This is a genomic window from Virgibacillus siamensis (assembly GCF_900162695.1).
GTDB classification, from domain to species: domain Bacteria; phylum Bacillota; class Bacilli; order Bacillales; family Amphibacillaceae; genus Lentibacillus; species Lentibacillus siamensis_A.
Genome location: NZ_FUIH01000007.1, coordinates 782,519 through 805,304, shown reverse-complemented (window position 1 = coordinate 805,304; position 22,786 = coordinate 782,519). Strand labels below are relative to the sequence as shown.

General features: G+C 42.5%; 19 protein-coding genes. 4 read left to right on the top strand and 15 right to left on the bottom strand.

Features of this window, described 5'->3' with window-relative positions; translation table 11 throughout:
• Positions 1-87: 87 nt before the first annotated feature.
• A complete protein-coding gene (locus B1K71_RS07635) occupies positions 88-3,213 on the bottom strand; it encodes an efflux RND transporter permease subunit (RefSeq protein WP_077325629.1) in 3,126 nt (1,041 codons plus the stop codon).
• A 198-nt stretch (positions 3,214-3,411) separates the two neighbouring features.
• Between B1K71_RS07635 and B1K71_RS07630 the strand changes: the two genes are divergently transcribed.
• Positions 3,412-4,299, top strand: a complete 888-nt coding sequence (locus tag B1K71_RS07630; protein WP_077325628.1) for a TetR/AcrR family transcriptional regulator — start codon at positions 3,412-3,414, stop codon at positions 4,297-4,299.
• Between the two features lie 93 nt (positions 4,300-4,392).
• On the opposite strand, the gene B1K71_RS07625 is transcribed toward B1K71_RS07630, so the two are convergent.
• From B1K71_RS07625 to B1K71_RS07605, 5 genes are all read right to left on the bottom strand, one after another.
• A complete protein-coding gene (locus B1K71_RS07625; protein WP_077325627.1) occupies positions 4,393-5,004 on the bottom strand; it encodes a YdcF family protein in 612 nt (203 codons plus the stop codon).
• 58 nt (positions 5,005-5,062) lie between these two features.
• Positions 5,063-5,758 (bottom strand): aspartate/glutamate racemase family protein, encoded by a 696-nt coding sequence (locus B1K71_RS07620; RefSeq protein ID WP_077325626.1) that lies wholly within the window; start codon positions 5,756-5,758, stop codon positions 5,063-5,065.
• Positions 5,759-5,881: 123 nt separating this feature from the next.
• The gene (locus B1K71_RS07615; RefSeq protein ID WP_077325624.1) at positions 5,882-6,760 is read right to left on the bottom strand and encodes a cytochrome c oxidase assembly protein; all 879 of its coding nucleotides are present in this window, start codon (positions 6,758-6,760) and stop codon (positions 5,882-5,884) included.
• A 131-nt stretch (positions 6,761-6,891) separates the two neighbouring features.
• Positions 6,892-7,776, bottom strand: a complete 885-nt coding sequence (locus B1K71_RS07610; RefSeq protein ID WP_077325622.1) for a DUF4097 family beta strand repeat-containing protein — start codon at positions 7,774-7,776, stop codon at positions 6,892-6,894.
• Between the two features lie 148 nt (positions 7,777-7,924).
• Entirely contained in the window at positions 7,925-8,200 is a 276-nt protein-coding gene (locus B1K71_RS07605) for a hypothetical protein (protein WP_077330117.1), read from the bottom strand.
• Between the two features lie 230 nt (positions 8,201-8,430).
• On the opposite strand from B1K71_RS07605, the gene B1K71_RS07600 reads away from it, so the two are divergent.
• Positions 8,431-8,808 carry an SLAP domain-containing protein gene (locus B1K71_RS07600; protein ID WP_175631863.1) on the top strand — a complete coding sequence of 126 codons (378 nt, stop codon included), beginning with the start codon at positions 8,431-8,433 and terminating at the stop codon, positions 8,806-8,808.
• A 104-nt stretch (positions 8,809-8,912) separates the two neighbouring features.
• Here B1K71_RS07600 and B1K71_RS07595 read toward each other — a convergent pair whose 3' ends face one another.
• From B1K71_RS07595 to nadB, 7 genes are all read right to left on the bottom strand, one after another.
• Positions 8,913-9,338, bottom strand: coding sequence for a VOC family protein (locus tag B1K71_RS07595; protein ID WP_139343314.1), 426 nt, complete (start codon positions 9,336-9,338; stop codon positions 8,913-8,915).
• 143 nt (positions 9,339-9,481) lie between these two features.
• Positions 9,482-11,176: a peptide ABC transporter substrate-binding protein gene (locus B1K71_RS07590; protein ID WP_077325618.1), complete on the bottom strand. Its 1,695-nt coding sequence runs from the start codon at positions 11,174-11,176 to the stop codon at positions 9,482-9,484.
• A 454-nt stretch (positions 11,177-11,630) separates the two neighbouring features.
• Positions 11,631-12,836 (bottom strand): MFS transporter, encoded by a 1,206-nt coding sequence (locus B1K71_RS07585; protein ID WP_077325616.1) that lies wholly within the window; start codon positions 12,834-12,836, stop codon positions 11,631-11,633.
• Positions 12,837-13,233: 397 nt separating this feature from the next.
• Positions 13,234-14,016 carry an ABC transporter substrate-binding protein gene (locus B1K71_RS07580; protein ID WP_077325614.1) on the bottom strand — a complete coding sequence of 261 codons (783 nt, stop codon included), beginning with the start codon at positions 14,014-14,016 and terminating at the stop codon, positions 13,234-13,236.
• A gap of 84 nt (positions 14,017-14,100) precedes the next feature.
• Entirely contained in the window at positions 14,101-14,934 is an 834-nt protein-coding gene (gene nadC, locus B1K71_RS07575; RefSeq protein ID WP_077325612.1) for a carboxylating nicotinate-nucleotide diphosphorylase, read from the bottom strand.
• 45 nt (positions 14,935-14,979) lie between these two features.
• Positions 14,980-16,089, bottom strand: a complete 1,110-nt coding sequence (gene nadA / locus B1K71_RS07570; protein ID WP_077325610.1) for a quinolinate synthase NadA — start codon at positions 16,087-16,089, stop codon at positions 14,980-14,982.
• Between the two features lie 21 nt (positions 16,090-16,110).
• The gene (nadB, locus tag B1K71_RS07565) at positions 16,111-17,661 is read right to left on the bottom strand and encodes an L-aspartate oxidase (RefSeq protein WP_077325608.1); all 1,551 of its coding nucleotides are present in this window, start codon (positions 17,659-17,661) and stop codon (positions 16,111-16,113) included.
• A 110-nt stretch (positions 17,662-17,771) separates the two neighbouring features.
• Here nadB and B1K71_RS07560 point away from each other — a divergent pair, with 110 nt between their 5' ends.
• The gene (locus B1K71_RS07560) at positions 17,772-18,917 is read left to right on the top strand and encodes an IscS subfamily cysteine desulfurase (protein WP_077325606.1); all 1,146 of its coding nucleotides are present in this window, start codon (positions 17,772-17,774) and stop codon (positions 18,915-18,917) included.
• 557 nt (positions 18,918-19,474) lie between these two features.
• Here B1K71_RS07560 and B1K71_RS07550 read toward each other — a convergent pair.
• On the bottom strand, positions 19,475-21,148 hold the full coding sequence (locus B1K71_RS07550) for an ABC1 kinase family protein (protein WP_077330113.1): 1,674 nt from the start codon (positions 21,146-21,148) through the stop codon (positions 19,475-19,477).
• Between the two features lie 121 nt (positions 21,149-21,269).
• Positions 21,270-21,725 carry an SgcJ/EcaC family oxidoreductase gene (locus B1K71_RS07545; RefSeq protein ID WP_245799205.1) on the bottom strand — a complete coding sequence of 152 codons (456 nt, stop codon included), beginning with the start codon at positions 21,723-21,725 and terminating at the stop codon, positions 21,270-21,272.
• Positions 21,726-21,904: 179 nt separating this feature from the next.
• Here B1K71_RS07545 and B1K71_RS07540 point away from each other — a divergent pair, with 179 nt between their 5' ends.
• Positions 21,905-22,777, top strand: coding sequence for an ATP-binding protein (locus B1K71_RS07540; RefSeq protein WP_077325602.1), 873 nt, complete (start codon positions 21,905-21,907; stop codon positions 22,775-22,777).
• Positions 22,778-22,786: the final 9 nt, after the last annotated feature.

The window sequence follows — 22,786 nt, the reverse complement described above, 5'->3', positions numbered from 1 at the left end:
AACGTATTGAGATAAATTAACCATAAAAAAACAAAGACCCCCTGTTAAAGCAAGGCCTTTGTCTATATAAATCCTTTAAAAAGTAATCTATTCGGTTATTGATTTCTTGCGGAATTTGGCCGTGATTTCGTATACGATTGGGACAATAACAAGTGTAAGCAGTGTTGAACTTGCCAAACCACCTATTACAGTAACACCAAGGCCTTTCGAAATCAGTCCTCCACCTTCCATTCCGATTGCAAGTGGAATAAGAGCGCCGATTGTCGCAAGGGCGGTCATTAAAATCGGTCTCAGGCGGGTTGAACCTGCTTCCAGAAGGGCTTCCCTCGTTGTAAAGCCTTCTTTTTCCTTGTGAATCACCCTGTCAATCAATACAATCGCATTGGTTACAACAATTCCAATTAACATCAATGCACCAATCATCGCTGAAACACTGAGCGGTTCATCCGCCATCCATAATGCAGCCAATCCGCCAATAATCGTAAATGGCAGTGAGAACAATATAGCAAATGGTGCAAGTGCTCCCCCGAATGTTACGACAAGGATGAAATAAACAATCACAATTGCAGCAAGCATTGCTAAGCCAAGTTGTGTAAAGGACTCATTAATTTGTTCCGTTACACCGCCGAATTCGACTTGAACTCCATCAGGAAGTTTTTGATCATGGATAGCATTCTTCACGTCAGCAGATACTGCTGCTGCATCATCCGTTTTAACATCCGCACTGATGGAGGCGTACATTTTACCATCCCTGCGCTTAATTGTGTCAGGAGCTTTTCCTTTTTTCACATCCATTACATCACCAAGTCGGACAACTGTTCCAAGCGGTGTCTGTATTTCAGTGTCTTTCAAGTCTTTAAGACTACTGTAAGCAACCTCATCCGTTTTAACAAAGACATCTACCTCTTCACCATCATGTTTTACCGTTGTAAGAACAGGCTTTGCCCCGGAGTTGCTTAAATTCAAACCAACCTGTGCTGCTGTTAATCCATTTTGGCTTAATTTCTCTGGATTAGCCACAAGAGTATATTGATCATATGCCTCTGACAAACTGGATTCCACTTTTTCCAAATCATTGTTGTTTTTCAATGCCGGCATAATTTTGTCCTCGGCAGCTTGAATATCTTCCAAGTTGTCTCCATAAATAAACAGTTCCATTCCGCCGCCGGTTGGGGCAAAATCTATGGTTCCCCATTCACCCTGCTTCGTCTGTTTATTTAATGCTTTAATAACGTTTGAACTTTCATCACTGAAATTTTCAAAGTCCTTATCATACTCAACAAAGAACAGTGCGGAATTTTCACCGCCCATTCCCATTGGACCACCGCCGCCCAAAGAAAATTGATATGATGTTACACCTTCACGATTATGGAAGAATTCTTCCGCATTAAGCGCAACGTCTTCAGCTTCCTCTTTGGTCTGCCCTGGTTCCGGGCTGTATGTTGCCATAATCATTTTTTCCTGATCACTTGGAAGAAAGCTTACCCCGATTACAGGTACCAGGAACAAACTTGCAACTAACAGCAAAGTTGCACCGCCAAATGTGATAAATTTGTGATCCAATGCCCAGTTAAGGATGCGTTTATAACCACCGGCAAGCCTGCTTGATTTCCGATGACTTGTACTGCTTTGCACGGAAGCAGATCTTTTCATTTTTTTCGCAAACAGCGAATGAGCAAGCATTGGGACAATCGTTATTGCCACAATTAGTGAAGCTGATAGTGCAAACACAACTGCAAGCGCAAATGGCATAAACATTTCACCGACCTGTCCGTTGACAAGTCCCAGCGGTAAAAACACCGCTATTGTTACAATAGTCGATGAAGCAATCGGTATAAACATTTGTCTTGTTGCTTCACGAATCAATTCCTTCCCGGTAAGCTGTTCTCCGGGTAATTCCATCCTTCTGTAAATATTTTCAATAACTACGATTGAATCATCAATAACCCGTCCAATTGCGACTGTCAGTGCACCAAGTGTCATTATATTTAAGGTTATATCCATTTGATGCAGCAGGAACACTGCCATCAGCAATGACAAAGGAATTGAAACAATGGATATTAATGTAGTTTTAATACTTCTTAAGAAAAGAAGTATGATCACAACGGCGAACAACGCGCCAAATAACGCTTTACTCAGCATTGTGTTAACCGATTCCTCGATCGGTTCGCCTTGATCAAAGGTGGTTGTAATCGAAATTCCAAGTTCATCTTCCAAATCATTGATTTGATCTTTGACACGATTAACAACTTCTACGGTATTGGCATCAGATGCTTTTACAATCTGTATCCCTATTGAATCTTCACCATTTGTTCTGGAAATGGATTTAACTTCACCGGTTACGTTAATGTCAGCAAGCTCTTTTAATTGAATCGTCGGAATTTCCGTCGTTCCTTGCTGCATTTGTTGTTTAATACCCTGCTGTGCTGCTTGATTTTGTGAACTCTGTAAAGATGATCCAGCACCTGCCGGAACAGCAGGCAATGACAGATTTTTCAAGTCCTCAGCAGTTGTGACGTTACCATCAATAACGACATTTTTAACTTCTCCATCAAAATTGGTTAAACCAAGGGGAAAAGAAACGTCAGATCCCTTAATTAAATCTTCCACCTTTTTTGTGGTTAAACCGAATTGTGCCATCTTTTCTTCATTGAAATCAATGGACACCTTTTGAATTTGCTGTCCACTGACCTGTACATCAGAGACACCCTGAAGTCCTTCCAATTCCGGTACAATATCCTGTTCCACCGTATCTGTAAGCTTGGAAAGAGATTTATCCCCATCACTCACACTTAGTGCTATAACTGGAAATGCATTAAGACTTATCCTTGAAACTTCAGGCTCTTCAGCACCCTCCGGAAGCCCAAGATCAGACAGAGCACTCTTTACCTCCGTTGTTGCTTTATCCATATCTTTTTCAAAATCAAATTGTATTTGAACGGACGATGCATTTGCAAATGATGATGAACTGACAAGGTCAACACCTTCAATGTTTTCTACACTTTTTTCAATTGGTACCGTTATTTCTTGAGCAACTTCATCCGGTGCCGCACCTGGATAAGTTGTCATAACCGAAACATTCGGCATCGTAATATCTGGCATCGTCTCCTCATTCATTTTAAAACCCGAATATAAACCCGAAGCGATAACCAATATGGTCAAAATCCATATTGCGAATTTATTATGCAGGGAAAAGTTAATAATCTTCTTCAAAAAATCCACTCCCTCGTTACTCTTTGACTGACTGGTCAGAACATTATCCAATATACCCTTTTTCTTACGTCAATGCAAGCTATATTTGTAATTTAAACAACTTGTATGGCTGTTAAATTTTTGATAAGATGATGCTTATATTGAATGGTTATCTTGCTTATGACCAATCAGTCATCACCGTAAAAAGGTCGTGAAACGATGAACGAAAAGAAGAAAAATATTATTGAAACAGCTATTGAACTTTTTGCTGATAAAGGATTTTATGCCACCTCTATAGAAGAAATAGCCAAAAAAAGTGAATTATCCAAAGGCGCTTTTTACCTGCATTTTCGATCAAAGGATGAGCTTTTCATTGAAATCTTTAAATATTATCATAATCTGATACAGGATAAAGTCCGGGATGTTATCGATGAGCAATCAAGTCCAAGGGATAATTTTATACGTCAGGTGGAAGTGCAGTTCCATATCATAATGAAACACCGTAATTTTATATTGACACAATTGAAAGAACAGGCTTTCACACTTAATAAAGAACTTTTTGAACTCGTAAAGGCTAAAGAATATGAAATTTCCCAATGGCATAAAAACAATTTTGCCGCTATATATGGTGAAGCAATTACACCATATGTTCACGACCTGGGGATCATTTATGAAGGAATCAAGAATCGTTACTTTCAGATTTTGCTTAGTGGTAATGTCGAAGTGGATATCACAGAACTGGCAGTGTTTATCGTGGAACGTATTGATGAAACGGCCAAAAACCTGCTGGATAGCAAGCGGCCAGCAATAATAACGGATCAAAAAATGAAGGCAGCCTTTGCAGATATCTGTTTACCCGAAGAAACAAAAAAAGAGGTTGTAATTGACAATTTGCTGGAAATGCAGGCTATGCTGCATGAATTCGATCTTGAAGCGGAAAAGAAAAGTGAATTGCAAGAAGTGATTGATTATCTGCTACAGGAAGTCAAGAAGACAGATGCAAAAGAATTTGTCATCCAGGGGCTGCTGGCAAACTTTAAGGGAATCAGCCAATTTGATCGGTACCGTGAGCAAATTTCTGAAAAGATGCAGATACGTTTGTTGTAATATAAAAGCCAAATGGCTGGGACAACCAAAAACGTGCAATTAAAGAGGTTTTTCTTTGGATAAGACACTTTTGCCCCAGCCTCTTTGTCATGTTTAATCATTAAACCGTATGTTTTCATCAACGAGAACACCCATTTTCACATAATGGAGCAGCTTTTCACACTCTGTTTTCGCCCGTTTTCTGCCAATTTTAGTTTTATACCAGTTATCTTGCCGGGTCCATTTGTCATTAACCGGGCATAAGGAATAATCAATCCATTCCGGCATATAGGTTTTCATCGTCAAGTGCAGCCTGCGCATGTGATACGAACCGGTAACTATAAGAAGCCTGTTTATATTGTGCAGATAAAAAGCCCGATCCATTACCAGCAATGACGCAAGCACATTTTCTTTGGTATGCATCGAGATATCTTCAAGTAATATATCTCCGTCAGCTACCCCATACTTTAACGCTTCATGCTTCAGCATCAACGCTTCCGGATAATCCTGTCCTTCCCATCTGACACCACCGGAAAACAGCATTTTGGCGGCCCTGCCATTTTTATAGAGTTCGACAGCTTTCGGTAAACGATACTGTGCAGCTTTACTGCTCCCCGCAACAAAAATACATTCACCATTTCTTCCGTCATCTTCCACTCCATCATATAACAAACGGCTAACCTGTTGATCGGTCAGCTTTTCACTATCCAAGCTGGAGATTAACATGCGCACATCCTCACCTTTAAAAGGTGTAAACCAATCCCGATTCACACCCTTTAGTATGCTAGTTAAATAATTGTTCCACCATTTTATCAACATGAATTTCGGTAGTATTCAATAATGGTATTTCCACATCTTCATCTTTCAAAATCATCGGAAGTTCTGTACATCCCAGAATCAACCCATCCAGGTTCTCATCAGTAATCATTTTACCAACAATATTCAAGAAGTCCTGCTTTGTATCAGGATTGACAATGCCATTTTCCAGTTCCTCCACAATACGCTGGTGGATAAACTGCTGATCTGTCTTACTTGGCACAACAATTTTTTTGTCGCCCGTTTGAAACGGTTTTTTGAAAAACTCATGTTCCATCGTAAACTTCGTTCCCAGTAATCCAACATTCTTCAAGCCCAGTTCTTCAGATTTATCAAACGTTGCTTCCACAATACTGATCATCGGTATATTGACTTTTTCCCGCACTTCATCAAATACGATATGCGGCGTATTGGCGGACACAACAACAAAATCAGCGCCAATGTCCTCCAGCTTCACAGCTGCACTTGCAACATATTCAACAAGATCACCAAATCGATCCTCACTAATATACTGAAAGATATTATACATATTGATACTGTTAATAAAAAGCTCCGGCAATGTCTGCTTAGTTCCCATCCGGTCCTGATACTTGCGAATGAAAGACTGGTAATAATCTACTGTGGATTCCGGACCCAGGCCGCCTACGATTCCTGCACGTTTCATTCTATCCCTTCCTTTTTCAAGTATTCCAATCTATTAACTTATGTTTTCAGTTTATCACATGGCAGAAAAAATGCCACCAACCCCCTTCCGAATCACAAAGTTCGAAAAGAGTTTGGTGACATATTATCTTTTTTTCCCTTTATTTCGCCGGTTACGATCATTCAGCTTAATAACAATGCCTTGAACAACCCGTCTGTCTTCGTCAACCTTGCCCTCATTTTCTTCTTCCCGAAGGCCCCACATTTTTAAAAGATAGAACAACGCAATGGAATAACTTGTCAGCTGCAGAAATTTCAGCAGACCGCCTGCAAGCTGCTGATCGTAAACAGCCGTCAACGCGGGTATCAATTCACCGGAAACTGCTGTGTAAGATGTGTAGTGTGGATCCTGTACAACAAGCAGGAAAATCCCAATCGGCATCAGAAACAACGCTGTAAAAAAAACGTAAGCAGCCCGCATGAAATAACTGTGGTCAGATATTTCGCCTGATGGCTGAATAATGATCCACCATGTAAGAAAGGCAAGTGTTATCAATAGTATTTCACAGAAAAATTGTAAAAACATAACATCATGAATGATATTAAAAAATGATGGAATAAAAAATATTGTTACAAGCCCATTAAATGCTACTGCCAGGGGCCAAGGATGCGCAAACACCAGTTTAGCAATTTTGGACCGTTTGTGATGCCAGAAATAAACAGACAAATACTGCTTCGGCAGGCTTAGAATAAACAGTGGGACCGCAACAAAACACAACAAGGAAATTTGCAGGGACAATGCACTGAACAGAAATTCATCCGCAATAACGGCAAACGGCGTTCCTTCGACAAGATAAAAAAGTATAACTGCCGTAAAGAAATACGTCTTCTGTGTCGTTGTCGCGTTGAACTGTGACGACTTAATGATGGAATGTATATACCAATAACAAAGCAGAGCTGCTGTCACAAGACTGACAGGTCCGATCAGTTCATACCAAGCATAATTGGAGAATAGAGCACTCATCGTAAATCACCACCATTCCGCATGTTCGCGACCATTAATTTCTTTTATTTTAACAAAATATACTGCAAATAGATAGAGGGCGGCTAACTTTCCCGATGTTTGCCAAGTTCCGTTTACCATGCTGTATTACATCAGTCCATAATTGAAATATTCCCTGAGGTGGTGACAGCACATATCGAGTTGGCTTTCGCATCTCCTCTTACCCCGGAGAAACTGTTTTTCTGTTTTTCCGTAGCCGTTAATCCTCCGATCCGAACCTTTCTGCTGCCGGATGTAACCCGGCAGTCAACACGCAAATTTTCCGGGTATGCATCACTGTCAATATTCACATTACCGCTTGTTGCCCGGCAATCCAGATCACCACTGAACGATTTGCCGCGAATACGTATGTTCCCGCTTGATACTTTACATTCTGTGCTTCCTTCCAGCTGATCCGTGTGAAGAACAATTTCACCGGATGATGCCTCATATTTCGCTTGCTTGCTGGTAAGGTCTCTTATATGGACAGACCCGCTGCTTACCCAAGCCATAACTGAATCAGCATGACAGTTTTTGACAAGCATATCCCCACTCGAAGCTTTCAGCATCAGTCTTCCTGTAACGCGAAGACGGGCAGCAATATGGTTGCCGGATGAAGCAATGCCGGTATATGATTTTGTTTCGATATTATTGACCACACAATCACCTGAAGATGACGTCACATGGAAATCATCATAGATCTTGGGAGGAACCGTAACGTGCAGACTAAGATTTGTCGCCATTACTCCAAAAAACTTTCCCTGATGTTTAATAATATCGATATCAAGGATACCACCATTTTGCTGCACACTAAATTCAAGCTTATTTGCAATACTTTCACTGATTTTACCTTCCAGCAATACGTGAATATCATCCCCGGTTCCGACTGACACATTTATATCTGCCGGATTTGCCTGAATTCTGATGGCTTCTACTCCCCCTCCAGCAATCACTTTCGTTTCGTGCACCATTTTCATCTTTGAACCTAATAAATGCATTCATCTCCACCCCGTCTCTGTTATTTGTCTCTATTTTATCATGGATCACGAACGGTTTACTCTGTCTGGAGACGGAGATGCACCATACGCTGGTATGATTTTCAACTAAAAAGCACAAGACCCTTATAGGAAGGCTTGTGCTTTTTAGTCATAAAACATCTCGATTATTTTGCTGTGCTTCCTGTACCTGCTGACGCGTATCATGAAGTTGTTCATACGCCTGCTGGAATTGTGCGTTCTCTGTTGCCTCTGTTCCAGCTTGATTTTGCGCATGCTCCAAATCATGCTGAGCCTGATCCAACAGCTGACCTGCCTGATTCAGGAGTTGTTCATTGGAACCTTGCGCCTGACGTGCAGCTTCTTGTGCTTCCTGTATCTGCCGGCTCGCCTGCTGCAGCTGCGCATGCAGGGATTGATGTGTCATATCAATGACCTCCCATTCGAACATTGCATTATTTATAAGTTGTATGCTTACTTTATTTCTGTCCAAGTTCGAACGGCTTATTCTCAGTAATAAGCAATCATTGGCAGGCAAATCCATCATCCTTTCCCCTGCCAAGCTTATGCACTATAATTAAAGAATAAGCTAATCTGTTGCCATTAAGGAAAGTTTCGACTAAAACTGTGATTATTTAAATTAAAGGAGGTAACCTTTTGCAAACTCTCCAATTTCATCCTGCATGGGATAGTACACTTTCCGAAAAGGATCGGCATACCATAAAACAATCATTTGAGCTTGCAACCCTGAAACCGGACAAGATTATACAGTTCACACCGCTATGGCAGGCAAAAAATCACCGCGGGAACCTGCTGGTAACAGTACTGATCCACAACATCGGCGAAGCGGAAGTAACATGGAATAAGGAAAAAATTGTCTTATACACAAATAGCTCAAAAATGGCTGAACACAGGTTTTCGTTGCCTTTCACGTGTAAATCAAAGACCAGCACACCCTGGACGTTTATTTTTCCGCAAGGCCATTATGAAGGAGATTACGAAATCCCCAACGGTGAATTATTCTTGAAAAACTGAATCATCTCATATCGTACAAGTAATAAATATAATCGGATGATGCACCGGCCTGTCCCATTTGACGCAGCATCGCTCCGAACATTCCCTTTTTTGAATTACTACCCTTACGATTCATGCTCCAGCCGGTAAATCCTTTTGAACGTTGGACTCAACTCACTCCATACATCAAACTTATTTCCATCCGAGTCGTAAAACACAAAATTATTGCCGGAATGACCGCGATCCTCGATTTCACCGACTCGCACACCTTTCGTAAATAAATCATTTCGCAACATTTTCAAAGCCTCCGCACCATCCACTTCAAAGGTAATGGAAAAACACTCTGTTCCATGAACATCATAAAAATTCGCATTCTCTCCCGTTTTTGCTCGAACTAGAAAAAAGCTTTGATCAGCAAAATTTAAAATCGCCTTATCTGTATCCTGATAATTCACTTCCGCCCCCAGCTTGCTCGTATACCATTTTGCAGATTCTTCCACATCTGATACCGGAAGATATGTTGTCCCCACTCTTTTTAATATTTCCTTCATTAGATTTCCTCCCAATTGAAAGATTACATTATTGTCTTGTAAACCATCAGCCACATTACCTTTTCGACATATATCCAATTTATCCTGCAAGAAAAAACGGGCACTCATGTGATTTCACATGAATGCCCGTTTATCTTCAATAATTAATGCTTATAAACTTTTGCTTCTCTGAAATAGGTATCAAGACCGAAGTTTTGGAAAGCAATTCCCTCTACATACGGTTTGACAAGCATTGCGCTGCCTTTTTGATAGGTTGGAATAGCAATTGCATTCTCGATCAATACCTTTTCAGCTTTTTGCAGTACTTCCCAGCGTTCTTTTTCTTTCTGCTGTTTAGCAAGATTTCGTGCTTTTTCAATCAATTTATCATATTTCTCACGCTCAATACCATTTGCATCGTTCGGGCCATCACTGTGCCAATAGCCTAAGAAAGTCATTGGATCTTTGTAGTCCGGGCACCATCCGGATGAACCATCAAGCTCGTGGCTACCTGAGTTAACATGCTCCAGGTATGCGTTCCATGGCAATTTTTTGATGTTTACTTTCATGCCATCCAATTGTTCCAGCTGATTTGCCATGAATTCAGCAGCCTGCCCGGCAAGATCTCCATCTGTCGATAAGAAAGTAATTTCCAATTTATCGAAGCCGTGTTCTTTTTTCGCTTCTTTCCAAAGCTTTTTCGCTTCTTCTACACCACCAGTCAGGAATTCATCCTGTCCTTCGTGGAATCCTTTTCCGGCCGGTCCTTGTGTAAAGTCTTTCGGAACCACGTGTGTTGCAGGAATGGAACCGTTGTTTAATAATACGCTTGTAAGTCCTTTGCGGTTTATTACCAGGGACATTGCTTTACGAACTTTTTTATACTTGAATTCCGGCACTTTCTCAGCATTTAGCTCCCACCAGAACATACAATTTCCGGGAACATTATGAAAATCAGGTTTCTCTTTATATGCATTTACCTGTTCAGCAGACAAACCATTTACTTGAATGTCATCGGATTTATACAGGCTCAATTGCGTGTTCTTTTCTTTTACCACTTTAAAAGTTGCTTTAGTGATATTCACTTCATCTGCCGCATAGTAATCTTTGTTTTTCTCCAATGTCCAGCCGACACCATGCTCCCATTTGGTTAGTTTATATGGACCAACCGTCAACAGATTTTCCGGTTCCTTGGCATATTTATCACCTTGTTTTTTAACGAATTCCTCATTTAATGGACCAAATTTGTTAAAAGCCATTAAACTCGTGAAATAAGGAATTGGTGATTCCAGGGTAACTTGCAGCGTGTGCTTATCTACTGCTTTCACTCCCAGTTTTTCCACTTTGCCGTACATCGGACTTTTATCGTTCAGGATTTTTTCAGCATTTTTAACATTCGCTACACCCATAATATAGGCATATTGTGAAGCAGTGTCCGGATCAACCAGACGACGCCAAGCAAACACAAAATCTTTAGCAGTCAAGGGATCGCCGTTTGACCATTTAGCGTCTTTACGCAGCTTGAAAGTATAAACTGTTCCATCTTCATTTACTTCCGGCATTTCTGCGGCCATTTCCGGGACCATTTTATTGTTTTTGAATGTGATAAGACCCGGGTGAGTACGTTGAATAACTTCTGATGATGTTGTATCTGTAGCCATTGATAAATCAACTGTAGGCAAATCAGAGCTGCGGACAAAATTCAATTCCTGTTTGTCGGCCAGCTCGGTATTTTTTGACGCTTTCGTGTCACCGGAAGATTGTTTATCTTCGGAGCCACCGCCACATGCTGCAAGAAACATCCCCAGGAACAGGATTAGCGCAGCTGCAAGAGACCATTTCAATTTTCCCTTTTTCATTCCATAACCCTCCAAAATTTACAGGCTGATGCCTGCCAAAGTTTTTGTTCCAGTTTTCAAAAAATAGGAAACATTTAGCATCCTTTGTCAGAATTCTTACGGTTTACCACTTCCCCCTAAATTAAAACACACATGCCTTCTCTGTTTATTCGGCTGAATTACCGCTACTATGTAATTAGAACTACACCAAATCAGCATATGTATCATGACTTTTTACAGATTGCCAAATAACCAATGGGTAATTTTCATCAGATCAACAGCAAAAAGATGCGCCTCGCGCTTTAAAAGCAGCATCATATATCTGACGCCATGCGGAGGAGCAGTAATTTACTGATTGCAACCATTTTTCTGATTATTTAATTTATTATGAAATTTAACCATATAGATTACTTAGCGTAATTAATTATAAACATATCGTTTATCATTTGTCTACATTTGCGGAAAAAGCCTGCTATTAATCCGAATACCATTCACTAACTTTTTGATCAGATGGCAGCAAAAAGGTTACCAGGCCAAGTAACGGCAATAAGGATATAGTAACCATAGTCGGTGTCAGTCCGATAAAATCAATTAATGAACCTAAAGCAACTGACCCGATGGCTCCCATGCCAAAAGCAAGTCCAATCGTGAGACCGGACATTGTGCCAATTTTACCGGGGACCAATTCCTGTGCGTAAACAACGGTAACCGAAAAGCTCGACATTACAATTAACCCGATCAAACCGAGTAATATAACAGCAATAACCGGACCTGCATAAGGAAGAAGCAATGCCAATGGAGCTGCAGCCAACAGGGAAAATAAAATAACATTCTTTTTTCCGAAGTGATCTGCCAGCGGGCCGCCGACAAATGTGCCAATTGCCCCCATCAATAGAAAGGTGAAAATATAAAATTGTGATTGTGCAATCGACATGTCATATTTTTCAATCGCATAGAACGCATAAAAATTGGAAATTGCCTTTGCATACCATGTGCGGGCAAAGATAATGAATATAAGGACAATCAGTGCATTTCGAATGCCCCTCGCAAATCTTTTATCTGCGGATTTTTTTCCGGCCGATTTCGTTTTCGTAACAACGGTCGGCGTCATTGATGCATACCATCTTGCTATATAGCTCAGGAAAATGACTGCAAGACCTGCAACAGCAGTAAACCAAATGACACCAAACTGTCCCAGCGGAACAAGCACTAACGCGGTAATGACAGGAGCCAAAGCCTGTCCGGAGTTTCCGCCCACCTGATAAATGGACTGTGCCGTGCTTCGGCGGGGACCTGCGGCAAGGTATGCAACACGTGAACCTTCCGGATGAAAAACAGCCGATCCAAGCCCGATAAACAACACGCTCAAAAGAATCATCCAAAAACCGGAAGCAAATGCGAGGCCCATGATTCCGAACATACTGCTTGCCAGCCCAATAGGTAACGCATAAGGCATCGGTTTTTTATCTGTGTAAATTCCAACCAAAGGCTGCATCACAGAAGCCGTCATATTCAACGTGAATGTAATAAGCCCGAGCTGTGTAAACGTTAATCCTAACGACTCTTCCAAAATAGGAAACATCGCGGGTATAACCGCCTGTAATGTGTCATTAAGCATGTGGCATATACCGATAATGAATAAAATGGAGTAAACTGTTTGATTGCCATTTTTAGAAACCATATGTATCCTCCATTTCTGTCAGATGATATGTTTAATAGGATAACATAATGCGTGGCGATATCGTGTTGTAATTGCTTTTTTAACCAACGATAATTCACCTGTTTATTTGTCTCATAGGCTGAATCAACATATTGTGTTTGAAATGTTTGTATGCAGGCGAATTCAAAAAGAAATGCCTGAATGCGGGCTGAAATCAACCTTCAAAGCTAGTTTTTCAACCTTCATGAACCTGAAATCAACCTTCAGAATGAGCTATCAATCTCCAGCAGGATATATCAACCACCAGGAAAACATATCAACCTTCCATACACAAAAATCCCCCCGCCTCACGAAATGATATCTGGGAAAACTATTATATCTGCGAATAAAAAACAAGGTGCTTTGTGAAGAAAGCACCTCATTTCATTCCCATTAATTTTTTATTGAAATATGATACAGCGTTCAACATTCTGCCGCCGTACCAGAACATTTCACCATCGATAATATCCGGTATTGTCTCGGGCATCATAGCCTGAAATTCGTCCAAATGTTTTTCTTTATATGGATATGGTTCGGTAGCCAAAAAAACATAATCCAGATTAGCCTGCTGGAGATCTTCCTCTGTTACCGATGGATACCTGCCCCCAAATGTTTCGAATGCATTGGTAAACCCGATTTTTTGAAGAAGCGAATTAATATACGTATCCCCGCCGGCTACCATATAAGGATTTTTCCAAATAACATACGCCACACGTGTTCCATCAATATTCGGCAGCTGCTGGAACGCTGATTGAATGTCATTTTCAAGTTTTCCCGCTACCTTTTCGCGATCGGTGATTTCTCCAAGATCGCGTATCATCCGGTATGCATTTTCAACCGTCTGCACCTCAAAGCAATACACAGGGTAATGCTCTTCCAGCTGTTCAACCATTTCCTTTGTATTTTCCTCTTTCTCCACGATGATTAAATCGGGGTGGAGGTCATGTACGCGGTCAAGTTTAACCTGCTTGGTTCCGCCAACTTTCGCCGCCTGCTCCACCCTGTCTTTCGGGTGGATGCAAAAACCTGTTCTGCCAACTAATTCTTCATCCAGTTTCAAACAATACATTGTTTCTGTAATTGCCGGTGCAAACGATACAATCCTTTTTGGCGGAAAAGAATAGGTCACCTTACGGCCGAGATGATCTGTTATAGTTCGCATGGAATTTGCCCCCAATCATATACACTAATGATAGTGTAGTAGATTAGAAGGCAGATGTCATGTGTTTGTGCCTGCTGTAAGTTGTTAGGCTTCAACCTGGAAACTAATGTCCAGCGCTTCCGCTGAATGTGTTAACAGCCCAAGCGATATGTAATCAACACCGGTGCCTTTGTATGCACGGATTGTATCCTGGTTGATTCCACCGGATGCTTCTGTTGTTATATGTTCCGGCACAAGTTCAGCTAATCGGCGTACTTCTGCCGGGCTGCGGTTATCAAACATGATCACGTCCGCTGCTGAAGAAACTGCCTCCCGTACTTGGTCAGCTGATTCGGTTTCAACCTCTACTTTCACCATATGACCGGCGTGATTTCGCACTTTTCTTATTGCTTCAGTTATTGATCCGCAAAATGCAATATGGTTATCTTTTATCATAACACCGTCATAAAGTCCAAGCCGATGATTTTTGCCACCGCCTGTTATGACCGCATATTTATCCAGCATCCTGAGCCCGGGAACCGTTTTTCGTGTATCACAAATACGAATTGTATCGTCATCCAGCAGGTCTGCACAGTGTCTGGTCATTGTTGCAATACCACTCATCCGCTGCATGAGATTTAAAATGAGCCGTTCTCCAGTTAAAAGCGCTCCCATTGGTCCTTTTACTTGTGCAATTCTACTGCCGGCAGTAACCCTGTTTCCATCGGCGCAAAACATTTGCGTGGTAATTTGCGGATCCAGCAGGGAATATACAGCCGGAATGATATCCAATCCGGAAATAATTCCCGTTTGTTTAACCATAAACATACCACTTCCCAATTGTTCAGACGGAAAAATTAATTCACTAGTCAGATCTCCATCCCCGATATCCTCCAGCAAAAAATCCTGTAGCATTTTTTTCAATTTTATCTGGTTCATCTAGTTTCCTCCTGCTGTATCTTTATGCATAAACAAATTTGGTTTTCACTGTTCCATCATCCGGTTCAACGCAAGCATCGCATCGCCCGAAATTTCTTTCGGCACTTTCACCTGATGTTTAGCGGTTTCGTTTTTTTCAATCGATTCGAGCGCCCATACCAGATGCGGAAGGTCAATCCGATTCATGGTCAGACACGGACACATATATGGATTTAACGATACAATATCCTTATCAGGATGCTGATTGATCAGGCGCTGTACAAGATTCATTTCCGTACCGATTGCCCATTTGCTGCCGGCTGATGCATTTTCAATCGTTTCAATGATATAACTGGTCGATCCGGCGTAATCCGATATGGATACCGTTTCATACGGACATTCCGGATGCACCAGGATATTGATTTCCGCATCTTTTTCGCGCAGCTGATGGACATGATCCGCACGGAAGTTTTCATGGACCGAACAATGACCTTTCCAAAGAATAATTATGGCATCTCTGATGTCCCCGTCAAATTCAAAAGTGTGATGGATCGGATCCCAGACAGCCATTTTTTCAAGTGGAATGCCAAGCTCATGTGAGATGTTTCTGCCAAGATGCTGATCAGGTAAAAACAGGATACGTTCTTTTTTCTGAAGTGCCCATTGAATCATGTTTTTAGCATTCGATGAAGTCACTGTTGCCCCGCCATGTTTTCCGACAAATGCTTTAATGGCGGCTGTTGAATTGACATATGTGAGCGGCAGAACAGTATCGCCGAATGTATTCTGCAGCACATCCCAGCACCTCTCCGTCTGATTGAGGTCAGCCATATCCGCCATCGAGCAGCCTGCACGCATATCCGGAAGCATAACAGTTTGTTGATCGGTCGTTAAAATATCCGCCGTTTCCGCCATAAAGTGTACCCCGCAAAATGCGATAACTTCCGCTACCTGATTTTGTGCCGAAATCTGCGCAAGTTTCAGCGAATCTCCAATCGCATCGGCAAATTGTACTACTTCATCTTTTTGATAGTGATGGCACGGTATAAACAGCCTGTCCCCCATTCGTTTTTTAATTGCCCGGACACGATCTTCAAGCTCCGCCCGTTCAAGCTCCCGGTAGGATTCCGGCATTATTACCTCTGAATTTTTTTTCATTGCTTCTAAAACATTCATTGCAAACTTCCCCTCCTGTTTCTAAACTGTGTGCAGTTGTTCTGTTGTTTCATATTTTCGTATAATCGGCCGCTGATACCAGTTCAAATCATCAGCAACCGGAAAATCCTCCCGGAAATGCGCGCCCCTGCTTTCAGTACGCATCAGTGCCGATGTTGCAATCAGCCACCCGGCAGTGATCATATTTACCTTTGTAAGCTGATCTGTTGTCAGTTCGCTCAAATCACATCCGTCTATCTGCTGTTTATACGTTTCAAGCCATCTGATAACTTTATGTAATCCTGCTTCAGACCGGGTGATTCCCACATGCTCCAGCATCATTTGCCGAATCGTTGTTTTTTCCGGTAATGACAGAGAAACAGGTAATGCCGTTTTCAAATCTGCTGTGAGTGAACAACTATCTTCACCATGACATCCCTTTATTTTCTCTGCGATACGATTTCCGTACACAATACCTTCCAGGAGTGAATTGCTTGCCAGTCGATTTGCACCGTGGGCTCCGGTACAAGCAGTTTCACCGGCAGCGAAAAGTCCATTGATGGAAGTCTGTCCCACTAAATCAGTCCGGACCCCACCCATGGAAAAATGCGCGCCAGGAATAACTGGAATCAGCCCTTTTTCCGGATCTATCCCGTTTGAATGAAGCTTTCCGGTTATCGTTGGAAATTTTTGATCAAAGGCTTCGATCATCGAAATATCAAGAAAGATTTGCTCTCCGGATAACATACGGGAAAAAATAGTCCGGGCAACCACATCACGGGGGGCCAAATCCTTAAGTAAATGGACATGCTTCATAATTCGCTCGCCTTGATTATTAATCAGTACAGCACCCTCGCCACGCACCGCTTCCGAAATCAGTCCTTTTCCCTGTCCATCGTGATAAAGCAATGTTGGATGGAACTGGATAAATTCCATATCGGCAAGTTCAGCTCCAGCCCGATAGGCCATGGCAACACCATCACCTGTTATCGAGGGGGCATTAGACGTGTACGTATATAGGCCACCACAGCCACCCGTTGCCAACACAACATGAGAAGCAGTATATCGTTTTCTATCACCATGTTGAGCGGCAGTTGTAACTCCTGTGCAATGCTTGCCGGATGTGATCAAATCAACTGCTGTTTCGTCTTCGATTAGCGTTACACGGTCTGATACTTGTTCAAGCAGGTGATTAATCAGGTGTTTTCCAGTCGCATCACCACCAACATGGATAATTCGACGGCATGAATGCGCTCCTTCTTTTCCAAAAATAAGGTGGCCATCGTTGTCTCGATCGAATGCCATGCCTTGATTAATCAGTCTGCGAATACGACCGGGTGCCTCTGCAGCAAGTTTCCATACTGCATCCGCGTCGTTATGCCGACAGCCAGCAACCACTGTATCGGTGAAATGCGCATCACACGTATCTTCATTGGTAAGTGCAGCCGCTATCCCGCCTTGTGCCAGCACGGAGTTACTGTTGTCCCGTTTTTCTTTTGTAATGATTGCAACATTTTTATCCGGAACTAGGCGGTTCGCAATGGTCAGTGCAGCTATCCCGCATCCGATTACAATGACATCATAGTCCGGCATCACCTTACCTCCCTTAAATCCAACCGTCTTTTTATATGTCTTGACACCTATATTTACATATATTTAAATAAAAGACAAGATGGAAAAACTAATGAGGAGATTGGGATACGATGATTTATTTGGATTATGCAGCAACAACGCCAATGTGTCAGGAAGCATTGGACACCTTCCATGAAGCATCAAAGACTTTCTTTGGAAACCCGAGCAGTTTGCATGATATAGGATCTGCGGCAGGGGAAGTCCTGGAAATGTGCCGGAGCGAAATTTCCGGTATCCTAAATGGAAAAAAAGAGGGAGTTTATTTTACAGGCAGCGGCTCAGAAGCCAACCTGCTTGGGATCCGGTCACTTGTGTATGCACACAAGCAAAATGGGAAACATCTGATTACAACTGCAGCGGAACATTCATCAGTCTTTCATTTGTTTAAGCAATTTGAAGATGAAGGGTTTACCGTAACGTTTTTACCGCTTAATGAATATGGCCAGATTGAGCTGGCAGATTTAAAAAAAGCCATTACACCTGAAACCATTCTGGCATCAATCCAGCATGGCAATCCTGAAATCGGCAGCATTCAACCAATCCATGTAATTGGCAAGCTGCTTCACAGCAACGGTATTATTTTTCATTCCGACTGTGTACAAACATTTGGTAAAATACCAATCAATATCGAAGCTTATCACATTGACAGTTTATCCGTATCAAGCCATAAAATTTACGGGCCAAAAGGTGTTGGCGCATGCTATATAAATCCAGCGATCACATGGCGAATGCAGCTTCCGGGAACCACTCACGAAAAAGGTTTCCGTCCTGGTACAGTTAATGTCCCGGGGATTGCGGCATTCACAACAGCAGCACAAATCAGTAACGAACGGATGAATATGCAGCAGACAAAATTTTTGTCACTGAGGAAACGACTGATAAGGGGGCTGACTGCGGTTGAAAATCAGATCCGGGTGATTGAAAATCCGATTGACCAGCTTCCGCAGATTGTCGGGCTTTCCGCGGAAGGCGCACAAGGTCACTTCATCATGCTTGAGTGCAATCGGCTCGGCATCGCTATCTCGACCGGAAGCGCATGTAATACAGGGGAACAAAACACAGCCCGCACCCTATTGGCAATGGGGAAATCCACCGATGAAGCAAAACAGCTGATCCGCCTCTCCTTTGGCACAGGAACAAACGAACAACACATTGACACGGTCATTACGGCATTACGGTCAACAGTGCCAGGCACCACCTCAACTTTGTCAAATTAGGAAAAGCTGGTGTTGGGGGATGAGCGAATAAACTACGCTTTCACTTTCAAGCATAAGTGCGACATCTGCTCAAGCAAACGTTTGCAGTGTCTTCGTTACCGCGGGCGGCTGCTGAGCCTCCCTGTGCTTGGTGCTCGTCGTGTTGCAAGTGTTTCATGAAGCAGCACTCCCCGCAACCCGAAGCATATTCGGCGGGAGTAATGCTCGTCGCACTGCGGGGTTTCACCTATGCCTTTCCTTCAAGTCGCTGAAAAAGAGGAATATAATTTGTTCGGCAATTGTGTGACTGTCTGCTTCCTGAGTGGGGAGCGGGCAGTTTTTTTGCGGGCCGCACCGAAATGATAAAGCGGAAGGCGTTTTCGCTATAGTTGACAGCTGAAATGATAAAGTTCATGGTCAAAATGCTAAAGTTCACAATCGAAATGATAATGTTCACAATTATAATTCCGAAATACAAAATCCCTTTACATCCCGCTCCTGCATTCAGCGTGGAAAACACTTACACTTTAAAGAAACTTTTTGATATGTCCCTGCCTGTCAAATCTGTTGAATTATTGCTACATCCTGCCTGAGCGTATAATCGTGATGACCAGCAATACAAACATAAGAAATGCTATGACCGCGCCAAATTCAATAATGGGCAGTTCCCAGATGAAAGTGTCTTTCCCGACAATCGCGAACCCGATGATCAGGCTTGCCATCAGGATACTGAACGCGAGCATCAGAATACTAAATGCCAGCCGGTTACTGAGTTTATCAAGCCGGCGCATGATGCGGTCGCTCTGTTTCACGTTGATATCAAGACCGATTTTACCTTTTTTGACAACGTCCATGACATCTTTCAAATCCTGCGGCAGTTCGGAAATAATGCCAATATCTTCTGCAAGTTCTCCGATTGAATTGCGGATGACTTCTTTTGGCCGATACTTCTTCCACATCAATTTTTGCGCGAAAGGTTCTGTCGCCCGCATTAAACTGAAATCCGGATCAAGCCGGCGCAGAACACCCTCGAGTGTCAAGATTACTTTGCTGATCAGCGCCAGTTCAGCAGGAATTCTAATATAGTTATGATACGCCACACTGAATATTTCCAGTATAATCCGGCCAAGGCTTAAATCCTTCATTTTTATATTTTCATAACGGGCATGAAGGTCATCCAGATCCCGCTGCAGCACCTCAAGCTTAGTCTTATCCCCGATAATATCCATTCTCGTAAATGTTTTAATCATAGATTTCGTATTGCCCTGATGAAGGTTGACAATGATCGAAGCAAAATGCTGTTTCAATTTTTCGTTGATCAGGCCGGTCTCCCCAAAATCAAGAAATGCAATCGTATTATTCGGTAAAACATAAATATTTCCGGAGTGTGGATCTGCATGGAAAAAACCATTGTCGAGCAACTGGTGCAGCATCGCATCTGCAAGACGTCGGGCGATTATTTTTCGATCATAACCTTTGGCATCCAATTCCTCAATTTTGGACACCTTTATGCCATCAAGTTTCTCCATCGTTAAAACACGTTTCGTGGAAAAATCCCAATGCATAAGCGGTATTTTTACAAATGACCGGCCATCAAACTGCTTGGCTACCCGCTCGGATCCACGGGCCTCCATTAAGTAATCCAGCTCATTCCTCAATGAAGCGGATAATTCTTCAATAATTGCACTGAGCCGATAACGCTGGGCCCAGGCAGTCCGCTCCTCCAATACGTTGCCAATGCCCTGAAGAATTTCCAAATCCGTATCAATTTTGGATCGTAAACCCGGTCGCTGTACTTTAACAACTACTTCTTCCCCGCTATGCAGCCGGGCAATATGTACTTGCCCGATTGAGGCTGTCGCATGCGGTTCCGAATCAAACTGATCAAATATATTTTCAAGGGTATCATCCAGTTCAGTTTCAATTGTTTGCCTAACCTGTTCAAAAGGAATGACAACAGCATGGTCCTGTAACTTTTCCAATTCTTCCGTAATTTCCGGTGGAAGTGCATCATACCGCGTACTGGCAATCTGCCCGAGTTTGATGAATGACGGCCCCAAATCCTGCAGTGCATGTCGCAGCCGTTTTCCCACACTTTTCATATTCCGGTCAATTTCCCCAGGAACCATTCCTTTCGCCAGACCGCGATCAGCAAGTCCAACCCGAAATAAAAAATGACTGAATCCGTTCTTCATAAACACATTGACAATTTCCTGATACCGTTTCGTATGCCTGATTCGTTGCCCGAACATTTCAACCAGCTCCTGCTTCATCGTTCACATACTTGCTTTGTTCCTCTTATACAAACCGCCTAAACACCTGACAGGCTGTTTTACCATTTGTATGCATTCAGCTTAGCCAGTATAACGAACCTCAGCTGTTTTGATACACTTCCCGCAGTTCCTCTGTCATTTCATCAACTAGCCCCTGCCGGCCATGAAACTGTGCAGGGGTATTTTGAAAAAGCGCAATCCGCCACACACCCTCATGTTTTACAGCAGTCATAGTCTGTTGCGCGTTCACCGACGGGTCAATATCTGATTTTCCCGGGGGCACCATTCCAGCAATCGCATCAATCACCGCAGCATCAGATCCCAACTGCCGGACACCTTTTATTTTCGTTATAAAAGGCGGTGTTGGATGTGTATCAAAAATCGGCGCCACGTGTGCTTGAATTTCCGCCTGTCCAACTACTTTGCTGCCATCAAACCCAATCTGAATCCCATCTTCCGAAAAATCCGCCGCCATCCCTTCCGCATCACGGCTATTCCACGACTTAATCAGTCTATTATATAATGCAATTACTTCTTCCCGCATAGTATCATTCATCAAATAACCTCCTGAAAATATGTTGCACCAATTGTATCACTTATCCTTTTTTGCGTGCATGTCCCTGGACTCCATTCCCATCAAATGCATGTCTCTATTGACACACCATCGCCACATTTTGCACTTATTTTGTAAACTGCTTCCTGAAGGTTTACAATATGCCTGAGAGGAGTTTATAGATGATAACGAATTACAATTTACCCGAAAAAATCAATGATCTATTAATCGAAAATACACGTACTGATAACAACCTTCAGGAACTAATCAAGGAAGGCGGTTATGTCCCGCCCAACCAGAATTTGCTGATTGATGCAATCACTGCGCTCAGTATGGGCAAAAACATTCTGCTCAAAGGTCCTACCGGCACAGGAAAAACAAGATTTGCCGAGACATTGTCACATCTTTTCCGACAGCCAATGTTCAGCATTAACTGCTCAGTCGACCTTGATGCAGAGAGTCTGATGGGATTCAAAACAATTGCCTATGAGGGTGATAAGCAAGTTATTGAGTTTGTTCCGGGACCGGTTACAAGTGCAATGAATGCTGGCACATTCCTGTATATAGATGAAATCAATATGGCAAAACCGGAAACATTGCCGCTTCTAAACGGGGTTCTTGATTACAGGCGGACTGTGACCAATCCATTTACCAATGAAATTATCACAGCGCAAAACGGATTCAACGTTATCGCTGCCATTAATGAAGGTTATATAGGAACCGTCCCGTTGAATGAGGCACTGAAAAACCGTTTCATTGTTATCGACATTCCATACCTTCAGGGCGAACAGTTGGAAGAACTGATCCAATCCCAGACACGATTGACCGATAAGAAACTGATCAAATTATTTGTAACACTGTCTGAAGACCTGATTAACGCTGCATTTCAGGGAAAGGTGTCCGAGGATGCTGCCTCCATCCGCGCATTGCTGGATGCGTGTGATTTATGTTCCATCATCCCGCCAAAACGCGCGATTCAACGGGCAATTACAGAAAAGCTGGATGAAGAACGTGAAAAGGAATTTGTTAAAAACCTGACCGACACCCTTTTTTAACCAAAACAA

What these genes read in the sequence shown, in the direction of transcription:
- B1K71_RS07620 (WP_077325626.1), bottom strand. Translation starts at nt 5,758, where the DNA reads ATGAAACGTGCAGGAATCGTAGGCGGCCTGGGTCCGGAATCCACAGTA.
- B1K71_RS07595 (WP_139343314.1), bottom strand. Translation starts at nt 9,338, where the DNA reads ATGAAGGAAATATTAAAAAGAGTGGGGACAACATATCTTCCGGTATCA.
- B1K71_RS07590 (WP_077325618.1), bottom strand. Translation starts at nt 11,176, where the DNA reads ATGAAAAAGGGAAAATTGAAATGGTCTCTTGCAGCTGCGCTAATCCTG.
- B1K71_RS07615 (WP_077325624.1), bottom strand. Translation starts at nt 6,760, where the DNA reads ATGAGTGCTCTATTCTCCAATTATGCTTGGTATGAACTGATCGGACCT.
- B1K71_RS07550 (WP_077330113.1), bottom strand. Translation starts at nt 21,148, where the DNA reads ATGTTCGGGCAACGAATCAGGCATACGAAACGGTATCAGGAAATTGTC.
- B1K71_RS07540 (WP_077325602.1), top strand. Translation starts at nt 21,905, where the DNA reads ATGATAACGAATTACAATTTACCCGAAAAAATCAATGATCTATTAATC.
- B1K71_RS07625 (WP_077325627.1), bottom strand. Translation starts at nt 5,004, where the DNA reads ATGTTAATCTCCAGCTTGGATAGTGAAAAGCTGACCGATCAACAGGTT.
- B1K71_RS07585 (WP_077325616.1), bottom strand. Translation starts at nt 12,836, where the DNA reads ATGGTTTCTAAAAATGGCAATCAAACAGTTTACTCCATTTTATTCATT.
- B1K71_RS07560 (WP_077325606.1), top strand. Translation starts at nt 17,772, where the DNA reads ATGATTTATTTGGATTATGCAGCAACAACGCCAATGTGTCAGGAAGCA.
- nadA (WP_077325610.1), bottom strand. Translation starts at nt 16,089, where the DNA reads ATGAATGTTTTAGAAGCAATGAAAAAAAATTCAGAGGTAATAATGCCG.
- B1K71_RS07610 (WP_077325622.1), bottom strand. Translation starts at nt 7,776, where the DNA reads ATGCATTTATTAGGTTCAAAGATGAAAATGGTGCACGAAACGAAAGTG.
- nadB (WP_077325608.1), bottom strand. Translation starts at nt 17,661, where the DNA reads ATGCCGGACTATGATGTCATTGTAATCGGATGCGGGATAGCTGCACTG.
- B1K71_RS07545 (WP_245799205.1), bottom strand. Translation starts at nt 21,725, where the DNA reads ATGAATGATACTATGCGGGAAGAAGTAATTGCATTATATAATAGACTG.
- B1K71_RS07605 (WP_077330117.1), bottom strand. Translation starts at nt 8,200, where the DNA reads ATGACACATCAATCCCTGCATGCGCAGCTGCAGCAGGCGAGCCGGCAG.
- B1K71_RS07580 (WP_077325614.1), bottom strand. Translation starts at nt 14,016, where the DNA reads ATGCGAACTATAACAGATCATCTCGGCCGTAAGGTGACCTATTCTTTT.
- nadC (WP_077325612.1), bottom strand. Translation starts at nt 14,934, where the DNA reads ATGAACCAGATAAAATTGAAAAAAATGCTACAGGATTTTTTGCTGGAG.
- B1K71_RS07630 (WP_077325628.1), top strand. Translation starts at nt 3,412, where the DNA reads ATGAACGAAAAGAAGAAAAATATTATTGAAACAGCTATTGAACTTTTT.